General features: G+C 56.3%; 13 protein-coding genes. 9 read left to right on the top strand and 4 right to left on the bottom strand.

The genetic code is table 11. From position 1 onward, the window contains the following. Nucleotides 1-23 precede the first annotated feature (23 nt). A complete protein-coding gene (locus C4542_00915) occupies nt 24-242 on the bottom strand; it encodes a hypothetical protein (protein ID RJO62983.1) in 219 nt (72 codons plus the stop codon). A gap of 566 nt (nt 243-808) precedes the next feature. Further along, nucleotides 809-1,027, bottom strand: coding sequence for a NifU family protein (locus C4542_00910; protein ID RJO63028.1), 219 nt, complete (start codon nt 1,025-1,027; stop codon nt 809-811). A 255-nt stretch (nt 1,028-1,282) separates the two neighbouring features. Here C4542_00910 and C4542_00905 point away from each other — a divergent pair, with 255 nt between their 5' ends. From C4542_00905 to C4542_00875, 7 genes are read left to right on the top strand one after another with little or no spacing between them, the layout of a single operon-like run. Continuing rightward, entirely contained in the window at nt 1,283-1,474 is a 192-nt protein-coding gene (locus C4542_00905; GenBank protein ID RJO62982.1) for a type II toxin-antitoxin system HicB family antitoxin, read from the top strand. Continuing rightward, nucleotides 1,471-1,647 (top strand): type II toxin-antitoxin system HicA family toxin, encoded by a 177-nt coding sequence (locus C4542_00900; GenBank protein RJO62981.1) that lies wholly within the window; start codon nt 1,471-1,473, stop codon nt 1,645-1,647. Before C4542_00905 ends, C4542_00900 begins: the two co-directional genes overlap by 4 nt. A 28-nt stretch (nt 1,648-1,675) precedes the next feature. Beyond that, entirely contained in the window at nt 1,676-1,873 is a 198-nt protein-coding gene (locus tag C4542_00895) for a hypothetical protein (protein ID RJO62980.1), read from the top strand. Nucleotides 1,874-1,914: 41 nt separating this feature from the next. Continuing rightward, entirely contained in the window at nt 1,915-2,730 is an 816-nt protein-coding gene (locus C4542_00890) for a tetratricopeptide repeat protein (GenBank protein ID RJO62979.1), read from the top strand. A 19-nt stretch (nt 2,731-2,749) separates the two neighbouring features. Further along, nucleotides 2,750-5,236 carry a DNA gyrase subunit A gene (gyrA, locus tag C4542_00885; GenBank protein RJO62978.1) on the top strand — a complete coding sequence of 829 codons (2,487 nt, stop codon included), beginning with the start codon at nt 2,750-2,752 and terminating at the stop codon, nt 5,234-5,236. Between the two features lie 52 nt (nt 5,237-5,288). Beyond that, on the top strand, nt 5,289-5,501 hold the full coding sequence (locus C4542_00880; GenBank protein ID RJO62977.1) for a DUF4258 domain-containing protein: 213 nt from the start codon (nt 5,289-5,291) through the stop codon (nt 5,499-5,501). A 14-nt stretch (nt 5,502-5,515) separates the two neighbouring features. Beyond that, nucleotides 5,516-5,755: a DUF2283 domain-containing protein gene (locus C4542_00875; protein RJO62976.1), complete on the top strand. Its 240-nt coding sequence runs from the start codon at nt 5,516-5,518 to the stop codon at nt 5,753-5,755. A 77-nt stretch (nt 5,756-5,832) separates the two neighbouring features. Here the strand turns inward: C4542_00875 and C4542_00870 are convergent, their stop codons facing one another. After that, nucleotides 5,833-6,387 carry a transposase gene (locus C4542_00870; protein ID RJO62975.1) on the bottom strand — a complete coding sequence of 185 codons (555 nt, stop codon included), beginning with the start codon at nt 6,385-6,387 and terminating at the stop codon, nt 5,833-5,835. Nucleotides 6,388-6,441: 54 nt separating this feature from the next. Further along, nucleotides 6,442-8,253, bottom strand: coding sequence for a TIGR03960 family B12-binding radical SAM protein (locus tag C4542_00865; protein ID RJO62974.1), 1,812 nt, complete (start codon nt 8,251-8,253; stop codon nt 6,442-6,444). Between the two features lie 330 nt (nt 8,254-8,583). Here C4542_00865 and C4542_00860 point away from each other — a divergent pair, with 330 nt between their 5' ends. Together C4542_00860 and C4542_00855 are read left to right on the top strand one after the other, a co-directional pair. After that, entirely contained in the window at nt 8,584-9,075 is a 492-nt protein-coding gene (locus C4542_00860) for an HIT domain-containing protein (protein RJO62973.1), read from the top strand. A gap of 379 nt (nt 9,076-9,454) precedes the next feature. Beyond that, nucleotides 9,455-11,861 (top strand): DUF3494 domain-containing protein (locus tag C4542_00855; GenBank protein ID RJO62972.1); only part of this gene is annotated, 2,407 nt, incomplete at its 3' end.

Below are 11,861 nucleotides of genomic sequence, written 5' to 3'. Positions count from 1 at the left end.
CTTTTTCAGCCTTGAATGGTTTTTTATTCGACAAGCGTGAAATCTTCGTCTTGCAGGTTTCGTTCCCTGGCCCAGGCATGGAACTGGCGGTTAAAATCGGCCTCAAGGGCATCCGTTTCCACTTTTTCAGGCACGGCGCGGAACGAATGGGATTCCAATCGGGACGCATACTTGATTCCGGCCAGATGCTTGAAAAGCTGCGCGAAAATAAGGCGCTGGCCGTCAAGGTCGAGCCCGCGCACAGCCTTCAGCACCTCAAGAGTGCGAGGGGGATTACGCGGGAATAGCGGCCGTGGGTGCGGGCATTCTGGTTGCCCGGCTGCCCACCGCGCTTCCTTCGGCTATGCTCAGGACAAGTGCGTTTAGGTCGCGATTTTTCTCTCATGGGTGATATAGTAGCACATGTGTTCTAGCGGGTGGCAAGGGGTGATTGTCATTAGGCGGGAAAAAATCCCTATTTAGCAAAGGGAGTTTTGTGTTATAAACATCTTCGGGAAAATCCCTCTCAGTCCCGCCATAGCGGGACGCCGGAATGACGCGAGGCTAAATCCCTCCTAACCTCCCTTTACAAAAGGGAGGGAAATGGGACTCCCCACCAGATGCTTTCTGCCATAGGCGGACCTGCGGCGGGCCTTTGGCATGACAACGAGGGAACTACCCCCTCTCTCAATCTCTCCCACGACGGGGCGAGAAGATTTTAATGAGCTCCCAATAACAAAAAAGGACGGGAGCTTTAAGCTCCCGTCAGGCTATTCGGTAAAGATTGCTTCGGTCCGCCTCAGGCGGACGCTCGCAATGACGACTTAAACTAAGCGGCGATGACCTGCTTGACCTCGGGTATCTCCTGCTTGAGCGTGCGCTCGATGCCGTTTCTGAGGGTCATCTGCGACATGGGGCAGCCGGCGCAGTGCCCGACCAGCCTGACCTTGACCACGCCGTCCTTGACGTCGACCAGTTCCACATTGCCGCCGTCGGCCACAAGCGCCGGGCGGATTTTGTTGAGGGTGGCTTCTACTTTATCCTTCAGATTATCCATGTTCTCTCCTATTGAGTTTATTTCGCTTACTTTTGGGTGACATATTTTGCGCTGCCCGGGGCTACAGTCCTGCGGATTTCTATCCCCGAGGTTTTCGGGATGTGTGCACCTTTGGCTATCTTCTGTCGTATTTATAAACCAAACCCTGTTTAGAGAGATTATCACAGACCCCTTTTGCTGTCAATTTGCATCACGCTTGGGTGTGATATAATTATCACCTAAACATGCGGGGGTGGTAAGTGTAATATGGAAAAGATAAAATACGTATATTACCAGGAAGGCGATGCATGGGTCGGCTGGCTGGAGGCATATCCGGATTACAAGAGTCAGGGTATGTCCCTCGAAGAATTGGAAGAAAATCTCAGAGACATCTACGCAGAAATTAATACCGGAAAGATTCCCCACATTCGGAAAATCGGGGAATTAGCCCTCAAGTGAAGCGGGCAACGCTTATCAAGCAAATCCTGAGTATGGGATGCATACTGCTTCGTCATGGTGGTAAGCACGACTGGTATCAGAACACGACAACCAAAGTATCTCAGCCGATTCCACGCCATACTGAGATCGCTGAAAGCCTGGCCAAACATATCATAAAAATGCTCAGCGATTGATTGCGCCTCTCACCAAGCGGTAGTTCTCATGACGGATTTTCTACTTTCTTTGCCGCTGCCGCAACCGGTTCGGATAGTTACTGGTTTTCTGCTTGTATCCGCTGATATGACTCAAGGCATTACCGACTTCTTAGTCCCTCAGTCCGCTCGGCGGACACTTGTGATGACGATGGAGGACGACCGGCAGTACTTCTTCGGCTTGTTTTATGTCCTGTTTCTAAGGTAAAATATTGGATTAGCACGGAAATTCTGGTTTGGTGCGAGAGAATGGTACGCGATAAAGAAGAACAGGCCCGCCTTATCCGCCAATCTTCCAAGCAGGCGATAGCGCTGGCGCTGGAAGGCCGCTGGCGCGAGGCCGTGGAAGCCAACAAGGGCATCCTGGGGAACTTCCCAAACGATGTCGATACGCTCAACAGGCTGGGCCGCGCCCATATCGAGCTTGGCGAGTATGACGAAGCCCGCACGGCCTATACCCGCGCCAAGGAACTCGACCCCTATAACTCCATTGCCGACAAGAATCTGCGCCGCCTGGCGCACCTCGACGGCGATGAGGAGAACGCCAAGGGGGACGGCGCCACCAAACTGGAACCCAATTATTTTATCGAGGAAACGGGCAAGGCCGGCGTGGTGCGGTTGCAGCAGCTCGGTCCTAAGGAAGTGCTGGCCAGGATGGTGGCCGGCGATAAAGTGGAGTTGGAAGCCGCCGCCGCCACTCTGAGCGTCAAAAACGAGGCGGGCGAACTTCTGGGAGTGGTGGAACCCCGCCACGGCCAGCGCCTGGTACGCCTGATGGCCGGTGGAAACAAATATGCTGCCAGCGTCACCAGTTCGTCGGAAGAATCCCTGGCCGTCATCATCCGCGAGATATACCAGCACCCCAGCCAGGCAGGGCAGCTTTCCTTCCCCTCCAGGGGCGTGGAGAGCATGCGCGCGCTCGGCGGGGATAAACTGGCCCACCGCCACGCCGAGAATGATGAAGGCGTCTCCGAAGAACCCGGTTTCGGCCTGCTCGCCGAAGAGGACGAGGCCGAGCCTGAGGGAATAGACGAGGGCGAGGCGGAAGGCGATGACCAGCAGTAAGAGGGGATGGATTTAGCTTATGGTTCTGGGTAATGTAAAACCGATTAAAATCGAAGAGGAAATGCGTAGCTCCTACCTGGACTACGCTATGAGCGTTATCGTTTCGCGCGCCCTGCCGGACGTGCGGGACGGACTCAAGCCGGTGCACCGCCGCATCCTGTTCGGCATGCGCGAGCTGGGCCTGACGCACAATAGCGCCTACAAGAAGAGCGCCCGCGTGGTGGGCGACGTGCTGGGCAAATATCACCCGCACGGCGACTCCTCCGTTTACGACGCCATGGTGCGCATGGCGCAGGACTTTTCCATGCGCCACACGCTCATCGATGGGCAGGGCAATTTCGGCTCGGTGGACAACGACCCCCCCGCCGCCATGCGTTATACCGAGTGCCGTCTGGCCGAAATAGCCGAGCAGATGCTGCTCGACATCGATAAAGAGACCGTCGATTTCGTGTCTAACTTCGACGACAGCCTCAAGGAGCCTTCCGTTCTGCCGACGCGCTTTCCCAACCTGCTGGTCAACGGCTCCGCCGGCATCGCCGTAGGCATGGCCACCAACATCCCGCCGCACAACCTGGGCGAGGTTTGCAATGCCATGGGCTACCTTATCGACCATCCCGACGCCACCGTGGACGACCTGTTGCGTTTCGTCAAGGGCCCCGACTTCCCCACCGGCGGCACCATTCTGGGGACGGAGGGCATCCGCTCGGCCTACGCCACCGGCCACGGGCGCGTGCTGGTGCAGGCCAAGGCCTTCGTGGAGGACACCCCCGGCACGCAGCACCAGCAGATAGTGGTGACGGAACTGCCCTACCAGGTCAACAAGGCGGCTCTGGTCGAACGCATTGCCGAGCTGGTCAAGGATAAAAAGGTCACCGGCATCAGCGAGCTGCGCGATGAGTCCGACCGCCAGGGCATGCGCGTGGTCATGGAGCTCAAGCGCGAAACGCAGCCGCGCCAGGTGCTCAACAACCTCTACAAGCACACGCAGATGCAGTCGTCCTTCTTCGTCAATATGCTGGCGCTGGTCGGCGGGCAGCCGCGCGTCATCTCGCTCAAAGAGGCGCTGCAGTTCTTCATCGATTTCAGACATGAGGTCATCACGCGCCGCAGCAAATACGAGCTGCGCATCGCCAAAGACCGCGCCCACATCCTCGAAGGCCTCAAAATAGCGCTCGACTTTCTGGACGAGGTCATCAAGACCATCCGGCAATCGGCCAACGCCGAGGCCGCCCGCACCGCCCTCATGGAGCGCTTCAAGCTTTCCAAGATACAGGCGCAGGCCATCCTCGACATGCAACTAAGGCGCCTGGCCAACCTGGAGCGCAAACAGATTTTAGACGAACTTGAGCAGGTGAAAAAGACTATCGCCGACCTGGAAGACCTGCTGGCCAATCCGGGCCGTATCTACGGCCTGGTTAAAGAAGAGACCAAGGGCATCGGCGCCAAGTTCGGCAACGCCCGCGCCACCGATATCACGCAGCAGGAGTCGCTGGGCTTCTCCGAAGAAGACCTCATCGCCCACCAGGACATGGTGGTCACCCTCTCCGAGCGCGGCTTCGTCAAGCGCGTGCCGGCCCAGTCTTACGCTTTACAACATCGCGGCGGGCGCGGCATCATCGGCATGTCCACCCGCGAGGAAGACGCCGTGCGCTTCCTGCTCTCCGCCGACACGCACGACGCCATGCTCTTCTTCACCAACAAGGGGCGCGTCTTCAGCATCAAGTGCCACGAGATTCCGCTCGATATTTCGCGCATCTCAAAGGGCACGTCCGTGGTCAACCTCTTCCCCATAAACCCGGCGGAAAAGGTGACCGCCGTCGTCCCCGTGCGCAGCTTCAAGCCCGGCACCTTCCTCATCATGGCGACCACCATGGGCGAGGCCAAGAAGGTGGCTGTGGAGGCCTTCAACTCGGTGCGCTCCAGCGGCCTGCTGGCGATGGACCTCTCCAAGAACGACAGCCTGGTGGGGGCGGCCATGGGCACGGACGAGAACGATGTCATCATGGTCTCCAGGAACGGCCAGTCCATCCGCTTCCCGGTGAACGAGCTGCGCGACAGTTTGCGCGCCTCGGGCGGCGTGGACGGCTTCAAGCTCATCGACAACGACCAGGTGGTTAGCCTGGATATCGTCAATCCCCAGGGCTACCTGCTGGTGGTAACCGCCGGCGGCTTTGGCAAGATTACCGCTCTCGAAGAGTACCCGGTGCAGCACCGCGCCGGTTCGGGCGTCATCACCTTCAACATCACCGACAAGAGCGGCCCTGTTGTTGCCGCCACCTCGGTGGATGAGTACAGCGAGGTCATGCTGGTCTCTGCCAACGGCATCATGACGCGCACGCCGGTGAAGGAAGAAGACCCGCGCAAGGGTATCACCACCCAGGGCCGCGCCACGCAGGGTGTCAAGCTGATGAAGCTGGACGAGGGCGACAGCCTGGTGGGCCTCACCTGCATCGAGGAAAAGGACGAGGAAGATACCGCCTCAAGCGAGACGATAGACGCGGGGTAAAAGACAGAAACGTTATGGAATTAGAGTCTGGCGTGATTCAGAGATAACTTGAATGTTCAATATTTCTGAACACGCTAGTCTTCGCATGAAGCAGCGAGGTATCACCGAGGAAGACGTTCAGTATTGTTTCGACCATCATAATATCGCTTTTACGCCTAAAGAAGGGTATACTCTTTATATAGCAAACCACCCGAATGGCAGGCGATTACAGATAGTGGTTAATCCTGAGAATAATGATCTGGTTACTGCTCTCTGGCTGGATTAGGAAAGGGGGTAAAGATGCCAATGCAATTAAAGTACGATAAAAAGGTTGACGCCATCTATATCACCCTGAGCACCAAAAAATGCGCTGAAACCAAAAAATTAGATGACATGAGGTACGTTGACTACGCTTCTGATGGCACGCCGGTGGGAGTAGAGTTATTGGGCGTGAGCGGGGGCGTGGCCGTTGAAGACCTGCCAAAGGCGGCTGAATTAACTCGGCTGCTTGAGGGGCGAGACATTAAAGTCTTTGCTTAGTCATTGTTAGAAAGCTATTTAAGAGGGGGGAGCGCAAGCTCCCCCTATTTATTTTGTCATTTAGGCAGGGGCGGGACTTAGACCTGCCTCAACGGTTTTGCGCGCGAAGGATTTTCCTCATCCTCATCCCATCGGGCAGGATTGTTTTCGATGTACTCGCGGATGCGGTTCAGATCGTCATCATCCCGGATAACGTGTTCGTAATAATTCCGTTGCCAGACAGGTGAACTCGGAGCGTGCCGCAATTCGTTGATCTGACGCGTAATAGTCGATTTGAAACCCTGGACAAAAGCGCCTATGGAATATGGCGATGTTCCGTGCAATGTAGGGGCGTATGGCCATACGCCTCTACCAAGGTTATTGTCCCGGTTGATAAACACAATCCCGTGGAAATGGTTCGGCATTACGACGTATTCATCCATGATTAACTCTTTCCGCATTTTTGACGATTTCAGCCACTCACCTGCAATGACCTTTCCGAATTCATTCAACCGTATTTCCCTGTTTACAATATCGCCAAACAAACATTGCCGGTTATAGGTGCAGACGGTTATAAAATACGCTCCGCTTTGCGAATAATCGTATCCCTGCAAACGAAGAGAATGGCGGTGGTGAATATCTGGATTAAACATCGTCAAATTCTATTTTGGGACGGACTCAGACCAGCCCCACAATTTACCCACCCCTCAGCACCCCACCCCCAGCCCCTCCAGCCCGCAGAGGTTGCAGCCTTCGGTACGGCAGTCTGGGGTAAGCTCGCCGGCCACGGCAGCCTTGTACTCCCTTTTCAAAAACTCGTCTGACACGCCCGTGTCTATGTGCGCCCAGGGCAGCGGCTCGTCTAGCGGCCTTTCGCGGCGGGCGTAGAAATCCGGGTCTATGCCTTCCTCCTGCATGGCCTTCTGCCATATCTCGAAGTTGAAGCACTCGCTCCAGCCGTCGAATACTGCCCCCATCTGCCAGGCACGGTGGATTACCCGCCCGATTTTTCTGTCCCCGCGCGAGATGACCGCTTCCAGCAGGCTCACCCGCGTATCCTGCCAGGAGAGCTTGACGCCGCGCTTGCCCAGCGTGCGCTTCAGAATCTCATGACGGCGTAAAAGGTTTTCCTCGCTCTCCTGCGCCGCCCACTGGAAGGGAGTGTGCGGCTTGGGCACGAAGGTGGACAGCGTCAGCCGTATTTGAGGGGTTCTTCCCGGCGCTTTGCTCCCCTGCGCCTTGACCTTGATAACGAGGTCGATGATACCCTCGATGTCGGCGTCGGTCTCGGTGGGCAGCCCCAGCATGAAGTACAGCTTGAGCGTGGTCCAGCCGCGCTCGAAGGCCATGGCGGCGGTGGCCAGCACTTCCTCTTCCGGGATGTGCTTGTTGATGACGCGCTGAAGTCTGGCAGAACCCGCCTCAGGGGCGAAGGTGAGGCCGCTCTTGCGCCGGCCGGGCAGCGAGTCCACCAGCTTCACCGAGTGGGCGTCTAGGTGCAGACTGGGCAGCGACAGGGCTATCTGGCTGCTGTAAGCCCGCGTTATGTCAGATACCAGGTCGTCTATCTGAGAATAGTCTCCGGTGGAAAGCGATACCAGCGACATTTCATCGTAGCCGCAGTTCTCGATAATCTCGCCGATGGCCTTCACAATCTCATCTTTAGGCCTCTCGCGCACCGGGCGGTAGATGACGCCGGCCTGGCAGAAGCGGCAGCCGTGCGAACAGCCCCGCGCTATCTCCACCGCGCCGCGGTCGTGCACCACCTCGATGTAGGGCACGACGGGCTTGACGGGAGGGGGCGGGAGCTTCGAGACTATTTGACGCCTGATTCTCGCCGGAGCCTCGGGGACAAGCGGAGTCAGGGTCTGGTACTTGCCGTCGACATAGCCGACCTCGTACAGACTGGGAACATAGACGCCGGGCAGTTTGGCCGCCGCCTTGAGGAGTTTCTGCTTGTCCAGTTTGCCGTCTTTTCTCTTATGTTGCATGAGAAGGTCGACAAGCGCGGGCAACAGTTCCTCCGCTTCGCCGATGACGAACAGGTCTATGAAGTCGGCCATGGGCTCCGGGTTGAGTGCGGCGCTGCCTCCGGCGATGACCAGCGGGTGCGAGTCGTTTCGTTCATGCGACCAGACCGGAATCGATGCCAGGTCGAGCATGGCGAGGATGTTGGTGAAGGTGAACTCATATCCCAGCGAAAAGCCCACCACGTCGAACTCCGCCAGCGAATGCCCGCTCTCCAGGCTGACCAGCGGCATTTGATTCTCTTTCAGCACCCGCATCATGTCCGTCCATGGGGCGAAAACGCGCTCGGCCAGGGAGTCGCTGCGGGCGTTTATCTGCTCGTAGAGTATGCCGACGGCCATGTTGGACATGCCTATCTCGTAAGTGTCGGGGTAGCTCAGCGCAAATTTAAGGGGCGTTTTGCCCCAGTCCTTGCGGATAATGTTCAACTCGCCGCCGGTGTAGCGGGCGGGCCTGGTGACCTGGTAGAGCAGGCGGTCGGGATAGTTCAAAGCGGTTCTCCTCGCGTCAATTATAGTCGGAGAACGATGCCTTTGTCATGGTATGCGGCTGTCGTTGTGAGAGTCCGCCTCGACAGATCGAAGATCTGGTGGGCAGGTAATTTCCCTCTTTGGAAAAGAGGGATTAAGGGAGATTCTTATCGGCTGGAGCCTATCAAATTGCCTTTTGAATCCCTCTCTTATCTCCCCTTTCCAAGGGGAGAAGGTTTCTGATTCCCTCGCGACGCGGCAATCGCAGCGGCTTGTCAGCTTATACTTTTGAAGCTCCTTTGACATATCCTTGCTCTCATCCTAAAATGGCTCGGAGTTGAGGAGGGCAGTATGGAGTACATGTGGGCTCCCTGGCGCATGGAATATATCAAGCAGGCCGCCGGGCACAAGGAAGAAGGCTGCATCCTGTGCGACCACCCGGCGCGCAAGGACGACGAAAAGAACCTCATCCTGTACCACGGTAAATATAACTACGTCATGATGAACCGCTATCCCTATAACGCCGGGCACCTTATGGTAGCGCCCGAGAGACACTGTAATGCCCTCGACGGCCTGACCGACGTGGAGCGCGACGAGCATTTCCTGATAGTTTCTCGCTGTGTCTCCATCCTGCGCGAGACCTTCCACTGCGACGGCTTCAATGTCGGCCTCAACCTGGGACGGGTGGCCGGGGCGGGCGTGGACCAGCATATCCACACCCATATCGTGCCGCGCTGGAACGGCGATACCAACTTCATGCCCCTTCTGGCCGACACCAAGGTCATCAACGAGGCTATCGAAGAAACGTATAAAATGCTCAAACCCAACTTTGCCAAGCTGTAAGGAGGCTGCCACAGTAAAAAACGGACCTTTTTGACTAATCTTGCGGGATGGATATCCCCCTAAGAGCCTATTGACAAGAATGATAAAATATAAGTATATGAAGATTATGTGAAGGTAGTTATTCGTAATTGAATCCCTTAAATGTAATAGATTTGTAACTATTTTGGGCTTATTTTTGTGGATTCTTAATATATTTAATTGTAGAATGAAGTAACTTGGAGGATGAATTCATAAGTTTGGGTGCAATGAGCAGTATAAAGCTGCCGCTATTTTCGAACATGGATAGGTGGGTGCTCGTTTGCAAGAGAAGGCGAGGACATCTAACCTTTTCTGTTTTGGCATATGGTTGTAACGGTAAGTAGTAATAGGGAGGTCACAGATGAAAAGCATACTAATCTCGGCCCGGAAAAATGCCCGGGGGAAACTAGCGAAAAGCAGGAAGTTCCTGGGAGCGTTTTTGGCAATTGTATTGGCGTTGGTAACGCTCTTTGCCAACACCTCGCCAGCCCTGGCGGCTCCTATTTCGACGGCGGCAACAAACGCCGGAACAGGCACTGATGATGCCACTGTTGGCACAGTGGGATGGACCGCCACTGAGGGTAATATTACTACCCCCGGCCCCCCTTATGCAGTATCCGCGTCTATCGGAATAGGTGCAGTTACTCATTATCTTAAGGGGACAAATTACGGCTTCGCCATTCCGGCGGGGGCGGCTATTAACGGAATAACGGTTGCTATTAACCGTCTTTCTAGTGGGGCCACCATAAGTGATGATACAGTACAATTGCTTAAAGCTGGTGTGATTGTAGGCACTGACCTCTCAGCAGGTGCGGCTTGGCCGACCTCTCTTGGCGTAGCCACCTTTGGTGGTTCAGGCAACACGTGGGGAACCACATGGACGTATGATGATATCAATAATGCCGGTTTCGGTGTAGTTCTATCCGCCATCGGTAGCGTTGCCGCCCAGACAGCGACCGTTGACTACATGCAGATTACGATAACATATACACCGGTAGTAAGCACTGCTCCTGCGTCCCCGGTCAGCCTGGGGTTGGCCGGCAATTTCGCGGTTCTGGCACAAACAGCCATCACCAACGCTAATCACACTGTGGTTTCCGGGAATGTGGGAATTTATCCAAACGGCCTGTCTTCCATTACTGGTTTTACCGGCCCTACGTTGGATGCCTCGGGTGTATTCGCGACATCACCCGATGTAGTGGGCGGTGGGAAAATTTATGCGGCCGCCATGACGGAGCCTACCCCAACCAACATGAACACGGCTACCAACGACAAACTGACCGCCTACACCACCCTTAACGGACTGGCGGCCGATGCCACCGAACTGGGCGCCGGAAATATCGGCGGGCTGACATTCACTCCGGGTGTCTATCGCTGGAGCACCGCGGTTAATATCACCACTGATATATATCTCACCGGCACCGCCTCCGATGTCTTTATCTTCCAGGTACAGGGAGCGGGAGGTCTGGTCGTAAGCAGCGGCCGCACTGTTCATCTGAGCGGCGGCGCGCTGGCATCGAACGTCTTCTGGGTGGTCGCCGGCAGCCCCGGCGCGACCCTCGGGACGACTTCTGTTTTCGAGGGGACCATACTGAGCGCCTATGCCATTGTAATGGATGGCGGGGGGACGCTGAACGGCAGAGCGCTGGCAGCCTCCGCGGTTAATCTGAACGGCGCCATCGGTAGCGTTAATGGTGCTGCGCCGGCCCCCGCTGCTGCATCCGTCGTAGTAACGTTAACTTCAGGGACTAACCCTTCCATCTACGGTAATTCAGTGACATTCACCGCCACTGTTACCGGTACCACGCCCACCGGCCCGGTGCAATTTATGGATGGGGCTACACCTCTGGGCTTGCCGGTTCTCCTCAATGGTTCCTTCCAGGCGGCCTACACTACCAGCGCGCTGTGGGTAGTCGGAGGCGGTCATTCCATCACCGCAGTCTATGCCGGAGACCTCAATAATGGCGCCGGCACTTCTGCCCCATACACCCACAACGTGAACCCCAGACCTATCACGGTAACCGCAGGGGCCTCGAGCAAGGTCTATAACGGGACAAACGTAACCTCGCCGGGAATCCCCACGATCACAGCCGGGACACTGGTACCGGGTGATACGGCGCCGAGCTGGGTAGAGACATACGACAACGGGAACGTGGGCACGACTCACGTGATGACGGTGACGCCGGCCGCAGTGAACGATGGCAACGGCGGAGCCAACTACGCCGTGACCTACAATACCATTGCCACCGGTGTCATCACGAAAAGACCTATCACGGTAACGGCTAATCCCCAAGTTAAAGTGGTTGGCGCTGCCGATCCGGCGCTGACCTATGTCATCTCCGGGTCCTATGGCACCGGCGACACTTCAGCAATTTTTAGTGGAAGCTTGACCCGCGTGGCCGGTGAAGCGGTGGGTTATTACCCGATTTTGCTGGACACCGTGAGCGCAGGCGGCAACTATAACATAACCTACGTCGGCTCCAATCTGATTATTTATCAGCCTGTGATCACTGCGCCGCCGACAACGACGACTACGCCGCCGACAACGACGACTACGCCGCCGACAACGACGACTACGCCGCCGACAACGACGACTACGCCGCCGACAACGACGACTACGCCGCCGGCAACGACGACTACACCGCCGACAACGACGACTACACTCCCTACCAACAAGATTGTCTTCACCACCGGTGCCCAGGGAGGAATGGCTGGCAATGTTTCTGCCATGATGAGCATTCAGGTACAGAATGCCTCTGGCACTCCGT

Source organism: Dehalococcoidia bacterium (assembly GCA_003597995.1).
Lineage (GTDB): Bacteria > Chloroflexota > Dehalococcoidia > Dehalococcoidales > UBA1222 > SURF-27.
This window is presented reverse-complemented; position numbering and strand designations above follow the sequence as displayed.